At 65.4% G+C, this 24,879-nt stretch carries 23 protein-coding genes; 14 read left to right on the top strand and 9 right to left on the bottom strand.

Features of this window, described 5'->3' with window-relative positions; translation table 11 throughout:
* Positions 1-278 precede the first annotated feature (278 nt).
* Positions 279-719 carry an SRPBCC family protein gene (locus AB0323_RS22235; RefSeq protein WP_366179266.1) on the top strand — a complete coding sequence of 147 codons (441 nt, stop codon included), beginning with the start codon at positions 279-281 and terminating at the stop codon, positions 717-719.
* Positions 720-775: 56 nt separating this feature from the next.
* Here the strand turns inward: AB0323_RS22235 and AB0323_RS22230 are convergent, their stop codons facing one another.
* Positions 776-1,303 (bottom strand): O-acetyl-ADP-ribose deacetylase, encoded by a 528-nt coding sequence (locus tag AB0323_RS22230; protein WP_366179265.1) that lies wholly within the window; start codon positions 1,301-1,303, stop codon positions 776-778.
* Between the two features lie 57 nt (positions 1,304-1,360).
* On the opposite strand from AB0323_RS22230, the gene AB0323_RS22225 reads away from it, so the two are divergent.
* Positions 1,361-1,984: a VTT domain-containing protein gene (locus AB0323_RS22225; RefSeq protein WP_366179264.1), complete on the top strand. Its 624-nt coding sequence runs from the start codon at positions 1,361-1,363 to the stop codon at positions 1,982-1,984.
* 141 nt (positions 1,985-2,125) lie between these two features.
* Here AB0323_RS22225 and AB0323_RS22220 read toward each other — a convergent pair whose 3' ends face one another.
* Together AB0323_RS22220 and ppc are read right to left on the bottom strand one after the other, a co-directional pair.
* Positions 2,126-2,431 carry a hypothetical protein gene (locus AB0323_RS22220; protein WP_366179263.1) on the bottom strand — a complete coding sequence of 102 codons (306 nt, stop codon included), beginning with the start codon at positions 2,429-2,431 and terminating at the stop codon, positions 2,126-2,128.
* A 156-nt stretch (positions 2,432-2,587) separates the two neighbouring features.
* On the bottom strand, positions 2,588-5,386 hold the full coding sequence (ppc, locus tag AB0323_RS22215; protein WP_366179262.1) for a phosphoenolpyruvate carboxylase: 2,799 nt from the start codon (positions 5,384-5,386) through the stop codon (positions 2,588-2,590).
* A 279-nt stretch (positions 5,387-5,665) separates the two neighbouring features.
* Here ppc and AB0323_RS22210 point away from each other — a divergent pair, with 279 nt between their 5' ends.
* Together AB0323_RS22210 and AB0323_RS22205 are read left to right on the top strand one after the other, a co-directional pair.
* Positions 5,666-6,502: a DUF1684 domain-containing protein gene (locus tag AB0323_RS22210; RefSeq protein ID WP_366179261.1), complete on the top strand. Its 837-nt coding sequence runs from the start codon at positions 5,666-5,668 to the stop codon at positions 6,500-6,502.
* 122 nt (positions 6,503-6,624) lie between these two features.
* A complete protein-coding gene (locus tag AB0323_RS22205) occupies positions 6,625-8,718 on the top strand; it encodes a DUF6807 family protein (protein ID WP_366179260.1) in 2,094 nt (697 codons plus the stop codon).
* Between the two features lie 54 nt (positions 8,719-8,772).
* On the opposite strand, the gene AB0323_RS22200 is transcribed toward AB0323_RS22205, so the two are convergent.
* From AB0323_RS22200 to AB0323_RS22190, 3 genes are read right to left on the bottom strand one after another with little or no spacing between them, the layout of a single operon-like run.
* On the bottom strand, positions 8,773-9,627 hold the full coding sequence (locus AB0323_RS22200; protein ID WP_366179259.1) for a sugar phosphate isomerase/epimerase: 855 nt from the start codon (positions 9,625-9,627) through the stop codon (positions 8,773-8,775).
* Entirely contained in the window at positions 9,624-10,838 is a 1,215-nt protein-coding gene (locus AB0323_RS22195; RefSeq protein WP_366179258.1) for a dihydrodipicolinate synthase family protein, read from the bottom strand. The genes AB0323_RS22200 and AB0323_RS22195 overlap by 4 nt, the downstream gene beginning before the upstream one ends.
* The gene (locus AB0323_RS22190; RefSeq protein WP_366179257.1) at positions 10,838-11,974 is read right to left on the bottom strand and encodes a Gfo/Idh/MocA family oxidoreductase; all 1,137 of its coding nucleotides are present in this window, start codon (positions 11,972-11,974) and stop codon (positions 10,838-10,840) included. The genes AB0323_RS22195 and AB0323_RS22190 overlap by 1 nt, the downstream gene beginning before the upstream one ends.
* Positions 11,975-12,187: 213 nt before the next feature.
* Between AB0323_RS22190 and AB0323_RS22185 the strand changes: the two genes are divergently transcribed.
* From AB0323_RS22185 to AB0323_RS22175, 3 genes are all read left to right on the top strand, one after another.
* Positions 12,188-13,243 (top strand): LacI family DNA-binding transcriptional regulator, encoded by a 1,056-nt coding sequence (locus tag AB0323_RS22185; protein ID WP_366179256.1) that lies wholly within the window; start codon positions 12,188-12,190, stop codon positions 13,241-13,243.
* 260 nt (positions 13,244-13,503) lie between these two features.
* Entirely contained in the window at positions 13,504-14,898 is a 1,395-nt protein-coding gene (locus AB0323_RS22180; protein ID WP_366179255.1) for an MFS transporter, read from the top strand.
* A 68-nt stretch (positions 14,899-14,966) separates the two neighbouring features.
* Positions 14,967-15,299, top strand: a complete 333-nt coding sequence (locus AB0323_RS22175; RefSeq protein WP_366179254.1) for an L-rhamnose mutarotase — start codon at positions 14,967-14,969, stop codon at positions 15,297-15,299.
* A gap of 150 nt (positions 15,300-15,449) precedes the next feature.
* On the opposite strand, the gene AB0323_RS22170 is transcribed toward AB0323_RS22175, so the two are convergent.
* Positions 15,450-16,760: an acyl-CoA dehydrogenase family protein gene (locus AB0323_RS22170; RefSeq protein WP_366179253.1), complete on the bottom strand. Its 1,311-nt coding sequence runs from the start codon at positions 16,758-16,760 to the stop codon at positions 15,450-15,452.
* The gene (locus AB0323_RS22165) at positions 16,757-17,548 is read right to left on the bottom strand and encodes an SDR family NAD(P)-dependent oxidoreductase (RefSeq protein WP_366179252.1); all 792 of its coding nucleotides are present in this window, start codon (positions 17,546-17,548) and stop codon (positions 16,757-16,759) included. The genes AB0323_RS22170 and AB0323_RS22165 overlap by 4 nt, the downstream gene beginning before the upstream one ends.
* Before the next feature lie 110 nt (positions 17,549-17,658).
* Between AB0323_RS22165 and AB0323_RS22160 the strand changes: the two genes are divergently transcribed.
* Positions 17,659-18,867, top strand: a complete 1,209-nt coding sequence (locus tag AB0323_RS22160; protein ID WP_366179251.1) for a glycoside hydrolase family 76 protein — start codon at positions 17,659-17,661, stop codon at positions 18,865-18,867.
* Entirely contained in the window at positions 18,864-19,373 is a 510-nt protein-coding gene (locus AB0323_RS22155) for a hypothetical protein (protein ID WP_366179250.1), read from the top strand. The genes AB0323_RS22160 and AB0323_RS22155 overlap by 4 nt, the downstream gene beginning before the upstream one ends.
* 2 nt (positions 19,374-19,375) lie before the next feature.
* On the opposite strand, the gene AB0323_RS22150 is transcribed toward AB0323_RS22155, so the two are convergent.
* The gene (locus AB0323_RS22150; protein WP_366179249.1) at positions 19,376-19,981 is read right to left on the bottom strand and encodes a YdeI/OmpD-associated family protein; all 606 of its coding nucleotides are present in this window, start codon (positions 19,979-19,981) and stop codon (positions 19,376-19,378) included.
* Positions 19,982-20,050: 69 nt separating this feature from the next.
* Between AB0323_RS22150 and AB0323_RS22145 the strand changes: the two genes are divergently transcribed.
* The 5 genes from AB0323_RS22145 (at position 20,051) to tgt (ending at position 24,847) form a co-directional block, all read left to right on the top strand.
* Positions 20,051-20,719 (top strand): VOC family protein, encoded by a 669-nt coding sequence (locus AB0323_RS22145; protein WP_366179248.1) that lies wholly within the window; start codon positions 20,051-20,053, stop codon positions 20,717-20,719.
* Between the two features lie 273 nt (positions 20,720-20,992).
* A complete protein-coding gene (locus tag AB0323_RS22140) occupies positions 20,993-21,532 on the top strand; it encodes an NUDIX hydrolase family protein (RefSeq protein ID WP_234759874.1) in 540 nt (179 codons plus the stop codon).
* Positions 21,533-21,618: 86 nt separating this feature from the next.
* Positions 21,619-22,674: a DUF6707 family protein gene (locus AB0323_RS22135; protein ID WP_366179247.1), complete on the top strand. Its 1,056-nt coding sequence runs from the start codon at positions 21,619-21,621 to the stop codon at positions 22,672-22,674.
* Between the two features lie 61 nt (positions 22,675-22,735).
* A complete protein-coding gene (locus tag AB0323_RS22130; RefSeq protein ID WP_366179246.1) occupies positions 22,736-23,461 on the top strand; it encodes an SRPBCC domain-containing protein in 726 nt (241 codons plus the stop codon).
* A 51-nt stretch (positions 23,462-23,512) separates the two neighbouring features.
* Positions 23,513-24,847: a tRNA guanosine(34) transglycosylase Tgt gene (tgt, locus tag AB0323_RS22125; RefSeq protein WP_366179267.1), complete on the top strand. Its 1,335-nt coding sequence runs from the start codon at positions 23,513-23,515 to the stop codon at positions 24,845-24,847.
* Positions 24,848-24,879: the final 32 nt, after the last annotated feature.

Genomic DNA, 24,879 nt, shown 5'->3' with positions numbered 1-24,879 from the left:
ACCGGCCCCAGCACAATACGTCGGGATCAACCTGCCCGAGACCAAAACACCCCAAAAACTAGCCCAGTGACTCCACACAGCTTGACAATTTCCGAGCGTCCGGCCAAACACCCACACAAGTGAGCGAGCGTCGGGAGATGAGAGTCAAGGGCGGGTTTCCAGCGGCGGGGCAGCGAAAAACGGTCCGGTTCCCCGTCGCGAACCGGACCGGGCGTATATGCTCAGTTTTGCCGGCTCGCTGACCGCGGGCGGAGTTCGATCTCGCGCAAAGGAACCACATGGCCCACGCTGAAAACGAAGTCTCGATCAACCGCACCGCAAACGACGTCTACGCCTTCCTGGCGGACGGACTGAACAATAAGCTGTGGCGTCCGGCCGTCAAGACTGTCGCCCTCGCAAGCGGCGAAGCGGGCAACCAGGGTGCCGTCTACTCCCAGACGATGGCTGGCCCCGGCGGCCGCACGATCGCCGGCGACTACAAAATCATCGCGGCCCAGCCGGGCAAGCGACTCGATTTCCAGGTCATTGCCGGGCCCGCCCGCCCGACCGGATCCTTCACCCTGGACGAGAACAACGGGAGCACGACCGTACGCTTTGCCTTGGATCTCCAGCCCAAGGGCTTCATGAAGCTCATGGGGTCGATGATCACCAAGACCATGGAGTCGGAAGTCGGACAACTCGGGCAGTTGAAGTCCGTGCTTGAGGCGCAGTCCGCCTGACGCCACCCGCGAAAGCCCGCGACTGAAAAGGCACCCGCGAAAGCCCGCGGGCTTCTTCACCCTTCCGAAGCCGCGAACACGTTCCGGAATACCTTCGTCGTCTCGGAGCTGAAGAGCACGAATTCGACGAGTTCCAGCCCACTGGAGCTTTCGGCGTCGAACCGGCGGACGGCGTCGAGCGCCACTGTGGCGACCTCAAGCGCGTCCCAGCCATAGATCCCGGCGCTGATTGCGGGGAACGCGACGGAACGCGCCGCCAGGGACGCTGCGACTTTCAGGCTTTCGCGGAAACAGGACGCCAGCAGTTCCGGATCGTTCTGGCCCGCGTGCCGGTTGGGACCCACGGTGTGGATCACCCATCGGGCAGGCAATTTGAACCCCGGGGTGGCCACGGCTTGGCCCACCGGCAGTCCGTGCGGGTAGCGCTCGCGCACCTCCATGCACGCGGCCAGGAGCTCCCTGCCCGCGGCGCGGTGGATCGCGCCGTCCACTCCGCCGCCGCCCATCAACGATGAGTTGGCAGCGTTGACGATCGCATCGACGTCGCGCGTGGTGATGTCACCTTGCAGGATTTCGAGCCGCATGGCGCCAGTCTTGCACGACACTCCTGCGGATGCACCAAAGTGGGGTAATTTGTGCCCATGGACATCACCACGGCTGAAGGCTGGGGAGCCGCGATCTATGTCTGGATCATCCCCATGGTGGTGGGCGACGCGATTTTCCCGCCCATCCCGTCCGAGATGCTGGTGATCACAGGTGGCGCACTGGCCGCGGAGGGCCGGGTCAACCTGTGGCTGGTGGGTTTGATGGCCGCCGTCGCCTCTTGGCTGGGCGACATTATCGTTTTCCAGCTCTTCAAGCGCCGCTTGGGACATGTCCTGGACCGCTGGGCCTGGGGCCGCAAAGTCCATCAGGGCATCCACCGGGCCATCGCCAGGGCGGGGCGCTCCTCCACGTACGGCGCGATCATCGGCGCCCGGTTCGTCCCTGGTGGGCGGCTTGCTGCGTCGGCCGCGTCCGGGATCGCCGAGGTTTCTTCCCGCGGTTTCAGCCTCTGCGCCGGATTGGGCGGCCTGTTGTGGGCCACGTGGCAAGCCGGGCTGGGTTACTTTGCGGGCTCGACGACGAAGCTTCCGTTCTGGGCGAGCTCACTGATCGGCGTCGGCGTGGGGCTGCTGATCGGCGTCGTGGTTGGCGTGATCGTCACTCGTCGCCGGGGCGACCGCTCGCCGGTGGACGAACCGGGCGACCCACCGCACCTTTAGGCGCCCTTTCGGCAGGCAGTGCCGTCACGCCAGGCGGTTTTTTGCGGTACCGTCCGTCGTTGTGCCGCGAGTTTCAGGGGGTATACGCCGTCGACGTCCGCAAAAAGCTGCAGGGCGTGACGCGTTTCCCCGACGTCGGGCTCAGACCGGCGACCATTTCCGCCGCTTGCGGCGAAGAACGTAAAGGTTCCCAGTGAGCGCTACACGTTCGACGGCGTCGCGCATCATGGCTGCCGAAGCGCGCGCCTCGCTGTTCTCACCCGGGTAGTCGCGGGGCTCCACCAGGAAGCGGAGACTGATTTGGGCGACGCCGCCAACAATGTCCAGCTGACTGGATTCGACATGATGACGCGTTTCCAGGGCCTCAAGCGCAGCGGCCATTACGGACTCCGGCGGATTGCCTGGCTTGAGCCCGGTGATCTTCAACTTGGTCTGGAACGACGGCATCCATCAACCCTAAACGCTCTCTCACAAACAAGCCCTTCGGGCCGCACGCTCGCCCACATGATGTGAGCGAGCGTTTCCAAAAACACCGACATATGTGAGCGAGCGTTTCCAAAAACACCCACATAAGTGAGCGAGCGTCGGAAGGGAAGGAACCGGCTATCCCGTGTTGCGCAGGCCGGCGGCCACGCCATTGACGGTGATGAGCATGGCCCTTTGGAGGCGTTCGTCGATCTCGGCGCCGGAAATGGAGGCTTCGCGGACGCGGCGCAAGAGTTCCACCTGCAGGTAGCTGATGGGGTCGAGGTATTGGTCGCGGATTTCGAGCGATCGTTTGAGCGTCGGCTGCGCTTCCAGGAGTTCGGTTTCCCCGCTCAGGAGTTCGACTTCGGCAACTGTGAGGTCGTACTCAGTGCGGATGGCCTTGAACAGGTGGTGCAGCTCTTCCGGAACGAGCGAAGACACGTAGTGCCCGGCGATGTCCATGTCCGTCTTGGCGAGGGTCATCTCGACGTTGGAAATCACGGACTGGAAGAAGTGCCAGCGCTTCATCATCTCCGCAAGCTCGGCGGTGTTGCCGGCCTCGCGGGCGGCCTTCAGGCCTGAGCCCACACCGAACCAACCCGGAACGATCTGCCGGGACTGGGTCCAGCCGAACACCCACGGGATGGCCCGAAGACCGCCCAGTCCGGCGCCGGAATCGGGGCGCTTGGAGGGACGCGAGCCGATGTTCAGGGATCCGAGCTGCTCCACCGGAGTCGAGGCGAGGAAGTACGCGGGGAGGTCCGGATCGTCGATCAGCGAGCGGTACCGGGCAAACGCGGCGTCGGAAATGATCTCCATGACGTGGCCGTAGCGTTCGCGCTCGTCATCGGACGTGCGCGGGGTGCGGTGCAGCGCGGAACCCTGCATCACGGCGGCCAGGGAGAGCTCCAGGTTTTCGCGGGCGAGCTCGGGCAGCGAGTACTTGTCCGAGATGACTTCGCCTTGCTCGGTGAACTTGATGGCGCCTTCCAGCACGCCGTTCGGCTGGGCCATGATGGCGTCGTAGGTCGGTCCGCCGCCACGGCCCACCGAGCCGCCGCGGCCATGGAACAAGCGGACGTTCACGCCGTGCTTGGCGGCGACGTCGCGCAGCTTGCGCTGGGTCTTGTGGATCTCCCACTGGCTGGTTATGACGCCGGATTCCTTGTTGGAGTCCGAGTATCCCAGCATGATCTCCTGGACATCCCCACGCAGCCGTACGAGCGAACGATAGGACGGGTCGGAGAGCAGCAGGTCCACGATTTCGGCCGAAGCACGCAGCTCCTCGACGGTTTCCAGGAGCGGAGCGAAGCCGATCTTGGCATACGGAGCCGCGCCGAACAGCTCGATCAGTCCGGCTTCCCGGGCCAACACCGCGGCGGCCAGGACATCGTCCGCGCCGCGCGTCATGGAGATGATGTAGGTTTCGACGACGTCCGGCCCGTACGTCTGGAGGGCGTGCCGGATGCTGCGGAAGACGTCGTAGGTGCGGTCGCCGTCGCCGTCGAGCTTGATGGGGTGGCCGGACAGCGGGCGGCGCGAAGCCAGCTCAGCGCTCAGCCGCTCGAAGCGCTCGGCGCGGCTCAACTCTCCGTAGGGAGTTCCATCGCCGATCCGGTCCATCAGCTGCCCGACGGCGTCGTGGTGGTAATCAGCGTGTTCACGGATGTCCAGGGTCGCCAAGTGCAGCCCGAAGGAGGCGATCGCGCGGCGGACCCGGGCCAGGGCGCCGTCGGCCACGAGCACGGCAGAGTGCTTCCGCAGCGAGGCTTCCAGCAGTTCGAGCTCTGCGAGGAGTTCCGAGGTGGAGGCGTAGTCACGGCCGGGCTCGTGGTGGCTGGACGCGGACACGCGGCGGCCGGTGTTGATGAGCTTGGCCTTGATGCACGTCAGTTTGAGGCGGTAGGGCTCCTGCGCGTTCAGCTCCAGGATGCGCTTGTCCAAGCCGGGCAGGTTCTTGAGGTCGACGGCGATCGAGTCCAGGAGGTCCTCTTCCGCGTTCACCAGTGCGGTCGAGTTGGAGAGGATGGAGATCAGCTCGTCGATCATCGAGATGCTGATCCGCACGGCGTGCTGGTTCTGCAACTGCAGGACCTCGCGCGTGACGGAAGCGGTGACGTTCGGGTTGCCGTCCCGGTCTCCGCCGATCCACGAACCGAAGCGGACGGGGGCGTTGTGCGCCGGCAGCACTACGCCGTGCTCGCCCAGCAGTTCAGAGAGGTCCGTGAGCATTTCCGGCATGGCATCGGTCAGGATGCTGCTCAGGTAGTAGATGGCGTTGCGGGCCTCGTCCACGGGAGTGGGGCGGACTTGGCGTAGTTCGTCGGTCTGCCACATCTGATCGATGATCTCGGCGAGCTGGCGGTCTTGTCGACGACGGGCTGCCGTGCCCTCAACCGTGGATTCTGCCAGGACGTCCGAGAGCTTGCGGATCTTGTCGAGCACCGAACGGCGGGAGGCTTCGGTGGGGTGCGCGGTGAAAATAGGACGGACATCCAGCTCATTGACGACGTCCTGCAGGGCCTGTATTCCGGCCTCGTCGGCGATCTCGGCCACGGCTTTGGCCAGCCAACCGTCCTTTTCCTGGCGGGTGCGCAGTCCGCGGACGCGATGCACTTGCTCGGCGGCGTTGGCGAGGTGGAAATAGAAGGCGAAGGCGCGGACCAGCTCAGTGGCTTCCTCAAGGGGCAATGAGGCGAGCAACTCCCGGACCTGGGCGACGACGTCGTGCGCGCTCCACGGACCCGTAGCGTCGGCGCCGCCGCGGGCGGCTTCCTTGGATTCCTTGGTGAGCAGGCGCACCTGCTCGACGAGCCGAAGCAACTCGGGGCCGTGCTGGCGGACCAACGACTCTCCGAGAAGCGTTGAGACCCGGCGGACATCGGCCCGCAGTTCCGCGGCGAGGTCCGTGCTGAGATGTGCAGTGTCAACCATGAAAATACCTTCTGGGGTTGGGTGTGGCCCGTACACTGCGCTGGATACTGTGAGCCGGCTTACTAATATTCCTAGGGAATCTTACCCGCAGCTCCAGAGGGGGTGGCAATCCGTCTCAAATGTTGTCGCGCCGTCCGCCTTGGCCGCCCAACTAGCTCGCAGTTGTTGTCGTTATGAGGCCTCAAAACGACATCTAGTGCGAGCTAGTTGGGTTCCGGGAATGGCGGCGAGAGGTGCATGGTTAAGCCAACGAACACCGCCCAAGCCGCTGGAGGAACCATGAGCGCAACAGCCCCCGCAAGCAACACCCAGCTGGAACGTTGGCAGCGTTTCCGGAACGGCCGCAATGCCGCCCTCGCAGCGGACCACGGCTGGCTCACCCTTACGTCCTTCCAGTGGCTCGAATCGGCCCCCGCCGCCGTCGAGCTCGTCCCTGGGCTCTGGTCGACGGACGGCACGACGGCGACACTCACCGCGAGCGCGGCCGACGGGCTCACGCTCGTGGAGACGGGAACTCCCGTGGACGGCACGATTTCGGCCACCCTCCAGGATGAGGAGTCGCTCATGTGGGTGCAGTTCGGCGGAGCGGACGGCACAGAGGTGGTGGTCGAGCTGGCCATGCGAGCGGACAAGTACGCCATCCGCACCCGGGACAACTCCTCGCCGGTGTTCACGGAGTTCGACGCCGTTCCGACCTATGAGTACAACCCGGACTGGGTACTTGAAGGCCGCTTCGAGGAATACCCCGAACCGGTGGATGTTCCGATCGGGACAGCCAACCCCTTGGTGGACGGGGTGCACCGATCCGTAGGCGAGGTGGTTTTCCGGGCGCCGGGCCTTCCCCACGAAGTCCGCCTTCATGCCGAGGCAGAGAAGCTCGGAGCCCTCACCGTCACTTTCCACGACGAAACGAACGGCAACACCACGGACGAATGGCGCAAGCTGGCCGTTTCGCGCCCCCGCCACGACGGCTCGGTGGTGCTCGACTTCAACCGCGCCATTAACTACCCCAGCGCCTTCACTCCGTACGGCACGTGCCCGATGCCCGTGGCGGGAAATTCGATCGACGTGGCGGTTGAGGCCGGGGAAAAGCTGCCGGCAGGCCGGATCGTCTAAAACCAAGGGCGTTACATCTCCCTATACGGCAAGGTACACTCTTCTTGGAAAGCGCTTACCAAGTGCTTCTGGAACGACACCGACGTCAGCAACCCCGCCCCCGGGGACAGATGAGGAGAGCCATGGGCACCCTGTCCGCGCCCGTCCCGGCAGAACGCAAACAGCCCAGCCATGAAACAAGCCGGGTAGCCCTTGTGGGGGTCCACGGCTTCGGCGTGCACCACCTGCGGAACCTCGAAAGACTCCAAGCCAACGGCGTCGTGCGCCTTGTTGCCGTAGCGGACCCCAATCCGCCTACCCCAGGCGCCCTCCCGCCCGGAACTGCTGTTTTCAGCAACCTGGACGAACTCCTTGCCGGAACCCCCGCACTGGACCTCGTCATTGTGGCCACACCCATCCAGACGCATGCGCAGCTAGCCCTCGCAACGCTCCCCCACGCAGACCTGTACCTCGAAAAGCCTCCAGTTGCTTCCCTCGCCGACTTCAATCGCCTGCAGGAAGCCGCCGGCGCGGCCGGCAGGAGCGTCCAGGTCGGTTTCCAAAGCCTCGGATCCCGGGCCCTCCCGGCCATTGAGGAACTGCTTGCGGCAGGAGAAATCGGCACGCTTCTGGGCATCTCGGCCACCGGGCGTTGGGTGCGCGACCGCGCCTATTACAAACGCTCCCGCTGGGCGGGCAAACGCAGCCTGGACGGCGTCGACGTCGTCGACGGGGTAGCAACCAACCCGCTGGCACACGCGATCGCCACGGCGCTGAGGATCGCGGGGGCGCGGACGGTAGACGATCTGGCCTCTGTGGAAACGGACCTGTACCGCGCCAATGACATCGAATCCGACGACACCTCCGTGATCCGCATCCGCACCGCCGCGGGCCTCCCGATCACGTGTGCGCTCACCCTGTGCGCCGCCGAATCCGTGGAACCATATATCACCCTGCAGGGCAGCGAGGGCACGGCGGTGTTCCACTACACCGAAGACCGCCTCACGGTCAGCTCTGCCGCCGGGAAACGCGAAACGATATACGGCCGGGTGGACCTCACCGAGGACTTGCTGGAGCATCGTCACCAGCTGCGCTCCGCGCAGGGCCTCGCAACCGGCGCGCCGCTGATCAGTCCGCTCGCGGACAGCGGCGCCTTCATGAAGGTCTTGGAGGCCATCCGCACCGCAGAATCTCCCGCACTGATCCCCGGGCAGCACGTCACGTGGGAGGGCGAAGGTGACGCCGCCCGTGCCGTGATCAACGGAATCGAAGACGCCCTGGAACGCTCGACGGCGGCGCATGCCACCTTCAGCGAACTCGGTTTGCCTTGGGCGCGGACAGCGGTCGACGCCGGAAGGCCGGTTTTGAGCCTGCCCGACGGCGGCCTGCCGGGCGGCACTGCGATTGAAACAGGCCACGCCGGTGTCGTCTTGGCAACCCTGCAGAGCGGCGCAGGCCTAGCCCCGCGGCTCTCCCCGAGGCCCTACCTGCACCCGGTCCGAACACTCGCCGGAGTCAAGGTCACCGACCACCTTCCGGCGGACCACCCCTGGCACCTCGGCGCGGGATTCGCGTTGCAGGACGTCAACGGCAGCAATTTCTGGGGCGGCAAGACCTACACGCGCGCTGCAGGCCGTTACGAAGAACGGCAAGACCACGGCCGCATCATCGAACGGTCCGCATTGTCCGGAGCAGGCCTGCTGGAGCAGGAACTGAGCTGGCAGGCACCGGACAGTACTGAGCTGCTCCGCGAACGCCGCACCACCGGCTCCCGGCTGGTCGACCGCCGCACGTGGCAACTCGAGCTACGAACGGAACTGACCGCCGTCGTCGACTCCTCGCTGGGCAGCCCGGGCTCAAACGGCGCCTTCGGAAGCGGCTACGGCGGCTTTTTCTGGCGCCTGCCTGCGTGCACCGGGGCAGAAGTCTTCACTCTGGAAGGCCGCGGTGAACCCGCAGTCCACGGCTCGGCGTCGCCGTGGCTGGCCTGGGCCGCGGAGTTCCCCGAAGGCCCCGCCACTTTGGTGTTCGCCGCCCCGGCCGAGGCGCAGGATCCCTGGTTCGTCCGGCAGGCGGACTACCCTGCAGTGGGTTCGGCCCTCGCCTGGAACCGGCCGGTGGAGCTTGCCGCAGGCGACTCCTTGGTCCGCACCTTCACCGTGTGGATCGTCGACGCCAAGCTGTCTCCGGCCGAGGTCGCCGAGCTGGCGGCCAGCCGGTCCTCCGCCAACGAGTAGGCACGCAGAAAGGCGGGGCACGCAAAGCGCGCCCCGCCTTTCTGCGTTCGGTGTCTAGGCGTACGGCAGCACGAGTTCCGCGTACCGCTGTTTCATGGTTTCCAGGACGGAGTCGCCGTCGGCGTCCCAGATGTCCTGGTTGAAGATTTCCACTTCGATGTCGCCGGTGTAGCCGGCATCCCTCACCCAGGTGCCGATCGTCGCGAAGTCGATCACGCCGTCGCCCATCATGCCGCGGGAGAGCAGGGCGTCGGCGGCGATGGGGAGGTTGAAATCGCACACCTGGTAGGAGGCGATCCGGTCTTCCCGGCCGGCCCGCTGGATCTGCTGCTTCAGTTCCGGATCCCACCAGACGTGGAAAGTGTCGACGGCGACGCCGACGGCCCTTGCGTCGTACGGTGCGGCGAGGTCGAGTGCCTGGCCAAGCGTGGAAATGAGCGCCCGGTCTGCCGCGTACATCGGGTGCAAGGGCTCGAGCACCAGGCGGACGCCGTGCTCGACGGCGAAGGGCACCAGGTCCTCGAGGCGGTCGCCCACGCGCTGGCGGGCTGCGACGACGTCCTTCTCCCCGGGCGCGAGGCCCCCGACCACCAGGAAGAGCTCCTGCGTATCCAGCGCGACGGCTTCCAGGATGGCCGCCCGGTTGTCCGCCAGCGCAGCTGCCTGTCCTTCGGCGTCGGCCGCCGTGAGGAAGCCGCCCCGGCAGAGGGACGAGACGCGAAGTCCGGCGTCCTTGATCAGTTTGGCAGCCTTGTCCACGCCGGTGACGGCGACGATGTCCCGCCACGGCCCGATCGCCGGAATTCCGGCCCGGACACAACCGTCCACTGCCTGCGCCAGCGTCCATTTCTTGGTGGTGGCAGTGTTCAAGGAAAGCCTGTTCAGTGACAACCGGGAAAAATCGCTCATGCGCCCACTCCGTTGATGCGAAGGTAGTCGGACATCCGGAAGGCGGCCAGCACGGGATCGCGCAGGAGCCCGGCCTGGTCGGCGAGTTCGAACGTCCGCGCCAAGTGGACCACGGAGCGGCCGGAGTGCAGTCCGCCGACCATCTGGAATCCGGCCTGCTTTCCGTTGAGCCACGACATGAAGGCGATCCCGGTCTTGTAGTAGAACGTGGGGGCGCTGAAGATGTGCTTGCCCAGTTCGCGGGTGGAGTCCAGGATGGCCCGCGCTTCCGCGGCGTCGCCGGCGTCGTACTTCTGCAACGCCACCGAGGCGGCCGGGTAGATCGCGGCGAAGATGCCCAGCAGTGCGTCCGAGTGGCGGGTGCCGTCGCCGTCGATCAGTTCGGGGTAGTTGAAATCGTCACCGGTGTAGAGGCGGACGCCGTCCGGCAGGGCAGCGCGCAGGGCGACTTCATGCGAAGCGTCGAGAAGCGAGACCTTCACTCCGTCCACCCTGTCCGAATGGGCGCGGATGAGGCCTAGGAAGGTTTCGGTCGCTTCGGCAACGTCGTCGGAGCCCCAGTAGCCAGCCAATGCGGGGTCGAACATGGTCCCGAGCCAGTGCAGGATGACGGGCTGGTCCACTTCGCTCAGGAGCGTGGAGTAGACGTGCAGGTAGTCCTCCGGGCTGGTTGCCACTTTGGCCAGTGCCCGGGACGCCATGATGATGACCTTCGGTCCGGCTTCGCTCACGACGGCGATCTGCTCACGGTACGCGTCCAGCACGGCTTTGATGCCGGCGGGACCCTCGTGAAGAGAGCCGAGGTCCAGCTGGTCGGTTCCGGCACCACAGGACACGAGGTCCTGAACGGTCTTGCCGGCGGTAGCGGCGCTGCCGGACGCCACCACGGAGGCCGCTTCGACGCCGGTTCGCTTGATGAGCTGCTGCGTCGCGGCCCAGTCCAGGCCCATGCCGCGCTGGGCCGTATCCATGGCATCGGCAACACCCAGGCCGTAGGACCACAGCTCGTACCGGTACGCCATCGTGGCGTCCCAGTCCAAGTGCGCCGGGGCGCCCGGGGTGTTGTCGGCCGTCGCTTCCGGAATCACGTGCGCTGCGGCGTAGGCGCGCCGGGACGCCAACGGCGCGGTCGGCCTGGCCCACGACGTGGCCGGCTGCATGTTGTAGAGGCGGGTCCCGCCGTCGGGGTTTGGGAGGAGAAGGGAAGTCATCAGAGCACAATCTCCGGGATATCGATGGTGCGGCGCTCGTCGTTGGACTGCAGGCCGAGCTCGGCGAGCTGCACGCCGCGGGCTGCGGAAAGGAGGCCGAAGCGGTGCTCGCGGCCCGCCACGACGTCGCGCAGGAATTCTTCCCACTGCAGCTTGAAGCCGTTGTCCAGATCGGCGTTGGCGGGGACTTCCAGCCATTGGCTGCGGAAGGACTCCGTGACGGGCAGGTCCGGATTCCACACGGGCTTGGGCGTGTGTGCGCGCTGCTGCGCAACGCACTTGTTCAAGCCCGCGACGGCGGAACCGTGCGTGCCGTCGATCTGGAACTCGACGAGTTCGTCGCGGTAGACGCGGACGGCCCAGGAGGAATTGATCTGGCCGATGACTTCGTCCCCGCCCGGGGTTTCGAGCTCGAAGATGCCGTATGAAGCGTCGTCGGCCGTGGCCTTGTATTCCTTGCCTTGTTCGTCCCAGCGGGCCGGAATGTGGGTGGCGGTCTTGGCGGTGACGCTCTTGACCTTGCCGATGATGCCTTCCAGGACGTAGTTCCAGTGGCAGAACATGTCCGTTGTCATGCCGCCGCCGTCTTCCTTGCGGTAGTTCCAGGACGGGCGCTGCGCGGCCTGGACGTCGCCTTCGAACACCCAGTAGCCGAACTCGCCGCGGATGGAGAGGATGCGGCCGAAGAAGCCTTCGTCCACCAAGCGGCGCAGCTTGACCAGCCCCGGCAGGTAGAGCTTGTCGTGCACAACGCCCGCCGTCACGCCGGCTTCCTTGCCGATCCGGGCCAGTGCGATGGCTTCTTCCAGCGTCTCCGCGGTCGGCTTTTCAGTGAAGATGTGTTTCCCGGCGCGCATCGCCTTCTTCAGCGTTGCCGCGCGGAGGCTGGTCATCGACGCATCGAAAACGACGTCCACCGTGGGGTCGTTGATGACTGCGTCGAGGTCGGTGGACCACTCGGAGACTTTGTGGAGTTCGGCAAGTTCGCGGATTTTCGCTTCGTTGCGGCCCACCAGGATCGGTTCAACCTGGACGCGGGTGCCGTCGGCCAAGGTGAAGCCCCCCGTGTCCCGGATGGGGAGGATGGAACGCAGCAGGTGCTGGCGGTAGCCCATCCGCCCGGTGATGCCGTTCATGGCGATTCTTACGGACTTTGTTGCTGTAACAGAAGTGGTGCCCATGAGTCCTCTTCGATGGAAAGTAAATGAAGTGGGAAAGCGCATTCCCAATGCATTCATGATGACATGCCACTCCCGGCCTGGCAATCGCTTTCCCAAGGCTGGTTCGGGCTGTAATAATCGGATGTTGCTGAAAGTGCCCGAGACTGAGGCTGTGAAGAGGAGGTGTCCGTGACTGCAAGCACACTGTCCGAAGTGGCCAAACTGGCCGGCGTCTCCCCCGCCACGGCCTCCCGGGTTCTCAATGGATCCGCCAGGACGCCCGCACCGGAGATCGCCGAGCGCGTCCGGCAGGCGGCCGACACCCTCGGCTACATCGCGAATGCCCAGGCCCAGGGCCTCGCTAAAGCGCGCTCCGGATTGATCGGGCTGATTGTGCACGACATCGCCGACCCCTACTTCTCGGCCATAGCCCGCGGCGTCCAGGCCGCGGCGCGGCAAGAGCGCCGGATGGTACTCCTCGCCACAACCAACGGCACACCCGCCGAGGAGAAGGAAGCTGTCGCCGCCTTCGCTGCACGGCGGGCCGAGTCCATCGTCATCGCAGGATCGCGCTCGACACGTTCCGAGGACGCCCGCGCGAACACCGACCTAGCCGCCGAATTGGACCGCTACTGCCGCAACGGCGGGCGCGTGGGCGTCGTCGGGCAGGCGATTCTGGGCGTGGCCGAAACGGACAACTACCGCACCATCGCTGTCCCTAACGAGCAACTTGCGCGGGATCTGGCGCGGGAATTGGCGCGTACCCACAAAGGGCCGTTCGTCATTGTGGCCGGGCCGGAGGGGCTGACCACTTCGGATGAGCGCGTCATGGGATTCCAACGGGGCTTGTCCGACGCCGGCCAGCCCGCCGCGGATATTGTGCACGTCGCGTTCAACCGGAACGGCGGTTTCGACGCCGGCATTGAACTGGCCTGGCGGATCAAGGCGTCCGACCGATCGGCGCCGGATCAACGCTTGTGCATTTTCGGCACGAACGATGTCATGGCTATCGGCGTGGCCGCGGCGTTAAGGGATCAGGGGCTCAGGGTCCCCCACGACGCAAGTCTCGCAGGGTTCGACGACATCGAATGGCTCCGGGACTTCCGGCCAGCGCTCTCCACCGTGAGCCTGCCGCTGGAAGAAATCGGACGGCTTGCAACTATGGAGACCCTTTCCAACGACAACGGCGGTGCGGCCGCCGTCGTCGGGAGCGTCACCCTCCGCAGGAGCACGGGTTCGCCCTAGCTCTCTGGGTTCGGGGCGGCTCCATCGATGACCCGATCACGCCGGGCCGATAGTCCGCCAGTGTGACCGGCACAACAATTTCCCCTTGACAGCGGGACCACGCGGGTGTCTCATGGAAAGCGCTTACCAGTTGGGAAAGCGCATACCAAGCGGAACCCAGTCCGATTCTTGCGAGGCGCCGCCCTCCTGCTGGAAACCAGGCTCCAAAGACGGGAAGGCCTTTCCAGTGGCCCAAAACGACTTGTCCAAAGGAGGACAATATGAAGATCGACGCGAGCAGGCAGCGAAGTTCAACCGGACCGCGACCGTCCAGCACCACGAGGAAAGCGGCAGCCAGCGGCTGGATCGGCAGCGCCCTTGAGTACTACGACTGGTTCATCTACGCGCAGGCCGCTGCGCTCGTCTTCCCGGGCGTCTTCTTCCCCGCGGGAAACCCGACCGTCGCACTGATCGCTTCGCTCGGCACATACGCCGTGGGCTATGTGGCTCGCCCGATTGGTGCCTTCGTCCTCGGACAATGGGGCGACAAGCACGGCCGGAAGAACGTCCTGGTCCTGGCCATGTTGATGATGGGCGCGTCGACCTTCGCCGTCGCCTTGTTGCCGACTTATGGCCAGGTGGGGCTTCTGGCACCCGTCCTCCTGGTTGCCGTCCGGCTCATCCAGGGCTTCGCGGTGGCCGGCGAGCTGAGCGGCGCCAGCGCCATGATCGTGGAGCACGCACCCTTCGGTCGTCGGGGCTTCTACGCAAGCTTCGCGCTCCAAGGCACCCAGGCCGGACAGATCATCGCCGCGGCCGTCTTCCTCCCGCTCTCCGCCGTGCTCTCCAGTGAAGCGTTCAAATCCTGGGGCTGGCGCATTCCGTTCCTCCTCAGCGCCCTCGTGGTGTTCGCCGGGTACATGATCCGCCGCCGTGTCGAAGAAACACCCATCTTTACGGAGGAAAAAGCGCACCAGGAGATCCCGAAGATGCCGATCGTCCGCGTTCTGCGGGAAAGCGGTCTGGACGTGGTCCGGGCAGTCTGCATGACCCTGGTCAACGTCGTCGGCGTCACCGTCGCAGTCTTCGGTGCGGCGTACGCCACCCAGCCGGGTTACGGCGTCGGGATGAGCACTACTGTCTACCTCTGGATCCCGGTCCTGGCCAACGTCGTCGCACTCGCCCTTATCCCCTTGTTCGGAGATCTGTCGGATCGGTTCGGCCGCCGGCCACTGATGATCTTCGGCTCGTTGAGCTCGGGCGTGCTGGCCTACGCCTACCTGTACGCGGTGAGCCAGAACAACGTACTGCTCACGATCGTCCTCTCGATCATCATGTGGGGCACGCTGTACCAGGTCTGGAATGCGACCTTCGCCAGCTTCTTCCAGGAGCTCTTCCCCGCCCGCACCCGCGTCACGGGATTCGCCATCTCGCAGAACATCGGCCTCGTCATCACCGCGTTCCTTCCGAGCATCTTCACGGCAATCGCCCCGCCGGGATCGGGGAATGTCGCGCTCGTCATCGGGTCCATCTGCTTCGGAATCTGTGTCATCGGCGCCGTGGCCGCCTGGTCGGCCCGTGAAACCTACCGTATCCCGCTCAATCAGCTGGGCACGGCGGACGCGACGCCGGTTGCCCGCGAGGAGTACCGCCAGCTCCGGAGCGGTGCCCGGTAACCCAAGCGATTATGCGACGAATCGCGGCCCTTCAATGAAACGATTCACAGAAGAGGAGAGAAATCCACATGCGCGTCTGCTTCCGTTCCTCGGTCAAGCCCAGCCAGATTCCCGAGTATCGACGCCGGCATGCGGCCGTGTGGCCGGAGATGCTCCGTGAACTCAAGGCAGCGGGCTGGAACAATTATTCGTTGTTCCTGGCCGACGACGGGCTGCTGGTGGGATACGTGGAATGCGACGATTTCGACGCTGCGCGTGCCCGAATGGCCTTGACCGACGTGAATGCCCGTTGGCAGGCGGAAATGGCGCTCCTGTTCGACGACGACGTACGGGCGCCGGACCAAGGCTTCGTCCAGCTCACGGAAATCTTCAATCTGGAGGACCAATTGTCCGGGGGTTGAGGCTTCCTCGGACTCAGACCGGGGCTTGTTTCCCATCGCCGCGCTTCAAGCTCCGGTCTGGGAAACGAGCCCCGGAATGGCGCGCCGCCCCGGCCACGCCATCGCGAGCCAGCCCGAGCCCTGCCCCGGCCCCGGCCGCGCCAAAACGCCTCAAACGATGGCGGAAACCCCGGTCACGGCCCGGCCCACGATGAGCGAATTGATCTCGAATGATCCTTCGTAGGTGTAGATCGCCTCGGCATCGGCAAAGATCTTGGCCATCCGGTAATCGGTCACTATTCCGTTCCCGCCCAGGATGGACCGGCCCATCGCCACGGTTTCGCGCATCCGGGCGCTGCAGTACGCCTTGGCCAGGGCCACTTGGGCCATTTGGGCTCCGCCGTGCCGGACTCCCTTGCTGTCCGTGTAGATATCCTCCTGCAGCTGGGCGATCCGCACCATCATGCCCATGCTGGCCACGGCATTTCCGAGCATGTCCACTAGTTGCTGCTGGATGAGCTGGAACTTCGCCAGCGGCCGGCCGAACTGCTGGCGTTCGAGGGCGTACTTCCGGGCGACGTCGAACGCCGCCAGCTGCTGCCCTACGGCCTGCCAGGCCACCATGAGCCTGGACCCGCGCAGCAGGTGGTTGGTGTCGGCGAAACTGTTGATCCCGGAAAAGCGATCTGCCTCGGCAATCCGGACGTCCTTGAGGACAATGTCGGCGTTTTGCACGGTGCGCAGGGCGATCTTGTTCTCGATCTTCGTGCGCGTCACCCCGGGCAGCGTGGCGTCCACGATAAAGCCTCGGACGGCGCCGTCAGCTTCGTCCCGGGCCCAGACCAGCATGTGATCGCAGAACGTCCCGTTGCCGATCCAGCGCTTGGCGCCGTTCAGCACCCAGTAGTCGCCGCCGTCGTCGGCTCCCCCGCTGACCCGGCGGGCCACAGTCTGCAGGCCGCCGGCCACGTCGGAACCGTGATCCGGCTCCGTGAGCGCAAACGCTCCGGTGGTCCGGAGGTTGGAGGCGTCGTCCAGGTAGCGGTCCTGTTGGTCCTTGGAACCGAACTCGTAGAGCGCCTCGATGAAAAGGTCGTGGTGGACCATGAAGAACGTGGCGATGGAGGTGTCCACCCGGGTCATTTCCGCGATCACCAACCCGGCGAACAGGTTGCTGTAACCGCGGTGCGTGGGGGTGCTCAGGCGAAGCGCCGCGAGCTTGGGCAGGATGTGCGCCGGGAACTCGGCCTTGTCCCACCAATCCTTGGCATACGGCGCGATTTCCGCGGCCAGGAATTCCCGGAGTTCGTTGAGCTTGCGCTGTTCCTGCACGCTGAGCAGCGATTCGAAATCGAAAAAATCCGCCGCAGGTAGAGAAGTAGGCAAAGAATCAGGCAGAGAACCAGGCAAGGAGTCAGTCAGGGAGGGCAGGGACCCGGCAGCCGGCCCGACGGCGGCCGCCAGCTTGTGCGGCTGGCTCATTTCGGTGCCATCCGGATGGCGCCGTCGAGGCGGATGGTTTCGCCGTTGAGCATGGCGTTTTCCACGATGTGCGCCACGAGGTTGGCGTACTCGGCAGGACGGCCAAGACGTGCGGGGTGAGGTACCTGCTGGCCAAGGGAGAGCTGCGCATCCTGGGGCAATCCTGCCAGCATGGGGGTTTCGAAAATGCCTGGCGCGATGGCCATGACACGCACCAGCGAGCGCGCAAATTCACGGGCCAGGGGCAACGTCATCGCGGCCACGGCTCCCTTGGACGCTGCATACGCAGGCTGCCCGATCTGGCCGTCGAAAGCTGCCACGGAGGCCGTGTTGATGATGACGCCGCGTTCGTCCCCTCCGAGTTCAGTAGACGCGGGCTCGTTCCGTGCCATCGCGGCGGCAGCAAGGCGGATCACGTTGAATGTGCCCACGAGGTTGATCTGGATGACCCTGTTGAAGTTCTCGAGCGGGAGCACGCCGTCCTTGCCGAGCACTTTGCCCGGGGTAGCGACGCCGGCGCAGTTGACCAGGATCCGGAGCGGACCCAGCGCGACCGCGGCGTCGACAGCGGCCTGCACTTGCTCTTCATTGGTGACGTCGGCGGGGACAAACACGGCCCTGCCGTCGGCTCCCGAGGCGTTGAGTTCGGCAGCGAGAGCCTCTCCGGGAGAGGAGTGGAGGTCAAGCAGCACTACGGATGCTCCGGCGTCGAGCAATCGCCTTGCTGTTGCGGCCCCCAGTCCCGAAGCCCCGCCGGTTATCAACGCAACTGCGCCCCTGATGTCCATCCATCCTCCTCGATGCAGAACCAAAATCCGTTAATGAATGTTAACTGAATCACTTTGATTGTGCACTGGGGAGGGTCCTGCGGCCAAGTGCGCGGCGCTAGGCTGGCAGCATGTCCGCCCCCGACGCAACGCCCGGCACCTCCGGAACGCCCGATTGGGCCGTGCGAGCCGACCGCGCCGGGCGTTCGGTGACCCGGCATTTCGGACGGCGCTTCCTCTTCCTTCCCGGAACCCACCTCGCGGCGTCGACCCGGCCCTCCAGCCGTTTTCCGGGTCAGCCGTGGAACTACTGGTGGCAGGCGCACTACGTCGATTGCCTCGTGGACGCCGGGTTTCGCGAACTGGCCTCGGGAGCAAGGTTCGACGGCGGTGATCGCCCGAGCGCGGGCCGGCTCGCTTCACGCCTGGTCACCACCATCCGCTTGCGCAATTTCCTTCGCTACGTGAACAGGTTCTACGACGACATGGCATGGCTCGCCGTCGCCGTCCTGCGCTTGGACGCCCTGGCCGAGAAGGCGCACCTACCCGGCCGCCGACGCAACGGCCGGTTGCAGGGAAGCCTCTCCCGGCAGTTCGAGTCGGCCTCCACGGACGATATGGGCGGCGGCACCTACTGGAGCACCACACGCGACTTCAAGAACACCCCCGCCACGGCCCCGGTGGCCCTGCACTTCGCGCGGACAGGCAAGCGACAACGGGCTCAAGCCCTGCTGGACTGGCTCGACGCCACGCTCTTCGACCCCACCACGGGTCTGTACCTCGACGGCGCTTGGATCAAGGAAGGCAAGCTTGTGCTCGCGGAAGAGGTCTACACCTACAACCAGGGCCCAGTGCTCGGCGCCTTGTTGGAGTTGGGTGGAGATGCGAACCTGGCACGCGCGGCCGCCTTGGTGGGCTCGGTGTCCGAGCACCTGACCATCGGTGGGCCTGACACTGAGGGGAGGCTCGTTCTTCGCGGCGAAGGCACCGGCGACGGCGGACTCTTCACCGGAATCCTCGTCCGTTACCTGGCCCTCGCCGCCGGGGACGTTCGCTTGCCCGCGCCAACCCGCGCTACCGCCGGCCAATTGGTGTTCGAGACCGCGGAGGCGCTGTGGGAGGGGCGGACCGTGCGCACCGACGCGGTCCGTGGGACTTCGGCAACGTACGACGACGAGGGCTGGCTCGTGTTCTCGGCGGAACCACAGCGTCCGGCCGCCGAAACGTACCCGGCCGGCACCGCCGTCGAACTCTCCACCCAACTGCAGGCGTGGATGGTGCTCGAAGCCGCCGCGCGCGTCCGGAAATTGTCAGAGCCGGGGCCTAGTCTGGAGCTGTGAACCCGTCCCCGAGTCCGTTGCCTGTCACCGTGGTCGCTCCGCCGGCGGAATGGTGGCAGATCCTTGGCGCGCTCAGCCCGCTCGCCGTCCTTGCCGCGGCGATCGTTGCCGCGATCGTAGGCCTCCTGTCCTTACGGCAGAAGGCGCGGGCGGATAACAGGTCCGAGTGGTGGCGCCGTGCTCAATGGGCGCTGGATGCATCCCTGTCCCGCAGCCGTTCCGAGGCTGAAATGGGTCAGAAAGCCATCGAGATTCTGGGCCAAAGCGAGCTCGCGTCGCGTGAGGAACTGGCGCTCCTCAAAGTCGGCACTGAGGATGAGCTCCTTGCAGCCGCCACGGCATCCGAAACCCGTGCTCTCGCCCCCTCGCAGCGTCCCGCCTCGGTGAGCCCTGAAGACCGCAAGGTGCAGATCGCCGCAGCAAAGGCCAGGGTATTGCTTGACCGGCGGCTCGGGGTAGACACTCCAAGCTGGATCGTCGACCTGTCCCGTGAGAAGCCCGGGTAAGGCTACTCCCCCACAGGCGCGGGCTTTTTCTTCTGCGGATAGGGGGTCTCCTGCCGCGCCAGCATCTCGACAAAACCAGCGATCTTCCTGGCCCGCGTCTCTGCCTTCTTCACCGAGTTGGTCCGGTAGATCAGGGCATAGCGGTTGACCGACGTCAGCACGTCGAACATCGCCTGGGCTTCGGGAACCGCTGCAATTGCCGCGGCAAGGTCCTCCGGAACTTCGGCGTCCGCTTGGCCGACGTAGGCAGATTCCCAACGCCCGTCCGCCTTGGCGCTGTCGACGGCGGCCCATCCGGCCGGGGTCATTTTGCCTTCAGCTTCCAAACGGGCAATATGCCCCACGTTCCGTTTGGACCATGGGCTTTTGGGGCCGCGGCGGGTCATGCGCTGGAAGACGCTTTCGTCGTCGCGCCTTCTGCCTTGGCCGTCAATCCAACCGAAACAAAGGGCCTCATCCAAGGCAGCGGCATAATCGAGTTCCGTCACGTTGCCGCCCTTTTTGTGCAGCACGAGCCAGACGCCTGGACTGTCGGCGCCGTTCTTTTCGAGCCAGGACCGCCATTCGGCAGCGTCTTTGACGATCAGTTCCTCAAGTTCAACAGCCATGGCCCCATTCTGGTGCCCGATAGGCTGAGGCGAAAGCACCTTTGCCCTGATTCGCGTACCGGAGGATCCATGCTGCGCGTCCGCCCCATCCAGTTCACGTCCGACATCGCTGCCTGGAAACACCTTCTGACGACGCTGGGCCTCGTGTGCGTCGAGGACCACGGCGATTGGGTGGAGTTCGACGCCGGCTCGGGCCGGGTGGCCTTGCACGCTGTGTCCCCTGGCTCGCCCGACGACGGCACTGCGGTATTCGGCGTCGAGGTCGGGGAACTGGCCGAGTTCGCCCGACGAACCGTTGCGGACGGGACCCATGCCGAACTGTTCGACGCCGATCACGGGCAGGCCGGGCGCGTCACCGCCCGGGACGGCTTCGCGTTCCTTGCGGATAGGGCTCGCAGCCGCACCACCAGCCCCGAAGCGGATCCGGCGCTCGCCGTCGTCGGGACCTGGCTCACGCCGGATGTGCCAGGGGCCGCGCAGGAGTTGCGCAACATCGGCGCGAGGCCGCGGCATGCATCCGCGACGTCCGCAGACTTCAGCACGAAGAACGGCGGAATCCTCTCGGTCCGGGAATCTTCGGAGACGGCTGCGGGAGGCCTCGCTTTCGAGTACGACGGCGACCTCGCCGCTCTGGAGGCCCGGCTCGCCGCCGCCGGACTCGTCGCCGACCAGACCGGCTCACTTCTCACGATCCAGGCCCCGCGCGGCGGGACGATCAGCGTGACCCGCACCCTGTAACCCAACGCCCGCTCACCTATATCGGTCTTTCCCCCAACGCTCGCTCACCAATATCGGTCTTTTCCCCAACGCTCGCTCACCTATATCGGTCTTTTCCCCGACCCTCGCTCAGATCATCTACAGAAGGGATCCCGATATTGGCCACATACGTGAGCGAGCGTCGCCCGATTTGGGCTCATAGGTGAGCGAGGGTTCCTGGTTTTGCGCTCGACGCAATCCTGGCTCTCTGATTCGTACGGCATGGAACGGGATCGGATGGGGTAGAACTTAACCATGAGCGTTCGTACCCCTGACCCCTACTCCGGCTGGCTTTCCGATGAAGACCTCTTCGAAGCCCGCGGCCGCCTCCCCATGGTTTACGTGGAGGCCGTTCCCGTGCGTCTGGATCCGCTCGGATTCGTCAACGAGGTAGGTACCCTGCTGCAGGGCGACGCCGACGGCACCATGGTCCGTTCCTTCGTGTCCGGCCGCGTGCTGTACCGCGAAACCATCCGGGCCGCGCTGTTGCGGCATATGGAAAAGGACCTCGGGCCCCTGGCCTTCCCCCAGTTGCCCGTCAGTCCCGTGCCGTTCACGGTGGCCGAGTACTTCCCGGCGCCGTCGCAAACCGGCTTCACGGACGACCGCCAACACGCCGTGTCCCTTGTCTACGTCATCCCCGTGACAGGCGAGTGCGAACCACGCCAGGACGCGCTTGAGCTGACGTGGATGACTCCGCACGAAATCCTCAGCGACGACGTGCAGCAGGAATTCAGCGGCGGCCGCGGCAATCTGGTACGCCAGGCTTTGGCCTTCGCCGGCGTCGGCCAGTAGCCCGCGCGGTCAGTAACCACCTCCCCGATTTGCTCGGTGGGTTTTATAGACTGTTGGGCGGACCCCGAGAACCAAAGGATTTGGCGATGACTCACAGCCCAGCCGACCAGCAATACCGTGAAAAGCAGGCTGGGGCCCTGCAAATCGGGGACTATCTGTACCTCCCCGGGGATGGTCCCGCAGGGGAAATCACGCACATCGAGCTCGAACACGACGACTTTGGCGCGCCCGCACTCATCCTGGTGACCACGCTCGACGGCGGGAAAGTGCGGATCGCGATCGGCTCCAGCGTTCCGGTGGGCGAAGCGGCCGTCATTCCCGACGGCGGTACCCCGGACGGCGTTAGCTCTACCGGCGGCGACGAGCCCGACGGCGGCGACGAGCCCGGCGGCGAGCAGCCCGACGGCGGCGACGAGCCCGGTGGCGACTCGCACGCGGAAGCCGTTCCCGCCGTCGTCGTACCTCCTTTGCCCCCGGTGGCACCGACTGTGAGCGGACCTCTTGTGCCCTCGGCGCCGGATCCCGCGCAGCTCGCGCTGATCCCCGAACCGACAGGCTCGCCCGAGGACGTCGTGGCCGCCGCTGCCGAAGCGCATCCCGGCAGGAACGGCGTCGCGGTATTGAGTGAACGCCTCGTGAAGGGCATCAATACGAAGTCGGGAAGCTGCTTGCGGGATCTGAGCGACCTGGCCCACGATCTTTTCATCGAGCTGCGGGATCCGGACCACGCCCTCGCGGTGGCCGACATTCTCAATGTGCTCCCCTACGACGGAAACCGCGACCGGTGGATGTCCGTGGAGCGTTCCCTCGCCCTTTCCAGCTTCATTTGCCGTGAGCTCGGCCAAACGGAACGCGCGGAAGTCTACGATCAACTCCTGCAAGCGCCGGACACCCTGGAGACGGACCCGTTCAAGGCCCGGATCGCGGCCAAGGTCCGGCAGCGCGGGCTCAACGAACCGAACCTGTACGACAAGGAAATCTTCCGCTCCATCGACAACGGCAACCGCGACGCCGAGCGTGAATGGCGGCTGCTCCGGCTCGAAACCCTGCTGTTCCTGCGCTCGCACGGCGGCTCGAACACCCTAGGCGTCGGTGAACTCGATCACCGGATCGCGAACGAACTCGAGGCCGTGCGGGCCTAGGCGCTATCGGAGGATTCCGCAAGACCTGTCGCGTTCGCTCCGACGGCGGTAGATTCGGGCCATGACGAACAATCTGAGCGTTGTGATAAATGCCGACGCGCAGCAAGTTTGGACTTCGCTGCGCGAACCGTCGCTCGTGGCTCAATGGCACGGCTGGGAGGCCGACGAGCTCGGTGACGAAATCAACCAAATCTACTTCAGCACCGCCGTGGTCGAGAGTCCTGATCACACAAGCCTCACTGTGAACGGCGGGGACGTCTTCGAACTCACCCCGGTGAGCGGAGGGACCGAGGTCCGCGTCACGCGGGCCGCCTTGGACCACGATTCCGAATGGGCCGCGTGGGACGAGGACATCACCCAAGGCTGGCTGACCTTCCTGCACCAACTCCGGTTCGCCCTGGAACGGCATCCGCACGGGCACCGACGCACGCATTTTGTCTCCCTGCCTGGCGGTAGCGGCTCCGGGATCCAGAAACTCGGCCTGGCCGACGTCCCGGCTCCTGGGGAGGAATACTCGCTGACGCTGCCGACGGGCGAGGCCATTTCCGGAAAGGTCTGGTTCCGGAGCAACCATCAAGTGGGCCTCACCGTGCACAGTTACGCGGAGCACGGTGACGGGCTGCTGATCGTGGCCGACCAGCCAGTGATTCCGGAGAAAAGGCCCGACGGCGGCACTATCGTGATCGCCTCGACCTACGACTTGGGTGCCGCCAGCCTCGACGCGATCCGCTCCCGCTGGGACGGCTGGAAGGCTGAGAACTACCCCACAGAGGTGCATTCGCACTGACGAATCACGCTCCGGGGCTGGCAGACTGTAACGGTGCCAGCCGATTCTTCCCTGCCTCGCTCCGGGTCCAGCTCCGAGTCCGATCCTTCCGCCCTCCCGGCTGCCCGGCAGTCCGCGTTCTCCTTCGAGGTGGGCGCGCGGCTCAGCGAAACGCGGGCGCCGTCGTCGGGCACTTTGAACGCCGACGGCGGCAGCCGTCACCCGGGCGGCAAGCACGGGGAGTTCCTGGGCCGCACCGGAACCATCACCACGCCCCACGGCCAGATCCAGACGCCCGCATTCATCGCCGTCGGGACCAAAGCCACAGTCAAAGCCGTGCTGCCCGAATCCATGAAGGAGCTGGGTGCGCAGGCTTTGCTGGCCAACGCCTACCACTTGTATCTGCAGCCTGGACCGGAGATCCTGGACGCGGCCGGAGGGCTCGGCGCGTTCATGAACTGGGACGCGCCGACGTTCACGGACTCGGGCGGATTCCAGGTGATGAGCCTCGGCTCGGGGTTCAAGAAGGTCATCGACATGACCTCCGTGGATACATCCGGGCCTGACGACGCCGTGGCCCCGGGCAAGGAGCGGCTGGCGCATGTGGACGAGGACGGCGTCTGGTTCAAGTCGCATTTGAACGGGGACCGGCACCGTTTCTCCCCGGAGATCTCCATGCGGGTACAGCACCAGATCGGCGCCGACATCATGTTCGCCTTCGACGAGCTCACCACCCTGCAGAACTCCCGCGGCTATCAGGAGGAATCCCTGGAGCGCACGCGTCGCTGGGCCGAGCGCTGCGTGGTGGAGCATGAACGGCTGACTATGGAACGGGTGGGGAAGCCGTACCAGGCCCTGTTCGGCGTCATCCAGGGGGCACAATACGAGGACCTCCGCCGTAAGGCCTGCCGGGACCTGGGCGGGATGCCCTTCGATGGTTTCGGCATCGGGGGCGCCTTGGAGAAGGAGAACCTCGGCACCATTGTTCGTTGGTGCAACGAGGAACTTCCCGAGAACAAGCCACGGCACCTCCTGGGCATCTCCGAGCCGGACGATATCTTCACGGCCATCGAAAACGGCGCCGACACCTTCGATTGCGTCTCCCCCACCCGGGTGGCCCGCAACTCGGCCTTTTACACTCCGTCCGGTCGGTACAACCTGTCCGGGGCGCGCTACAAATCGGATTTCGGACCCTTGCAGGATGGTTGCGATTGCTACACCTGCGCCAACTATTCGCGGGCGTACATCCACCACTTGTACAAGGCCCATGAGATGGTATCGGCCACGCTCATCTCCATCCACAACGAGCGGTTCGTGGTGAAGATGGTGGACGATGCCCGCTTGGCCATCGAATCGGGGGACTTCTTCGAGTTCAAGGCCGAGACCTTGGGGCGGTACTACTCGTAGCTCGCCGCGAACCGGCGTCGCCGCCGTCGAGC

Source organism: Arthrobacter sp. NPDC080031, from assembly GCF_040702485.1.
GTDB lineage: Bacteria > Actinomycetota > Actinomycetes > Actinomycetales > Micrococcaceae > Arthrobacter.
This window is presented reverse-complemented; position numbering and strand designations above follow the sequence as displayed.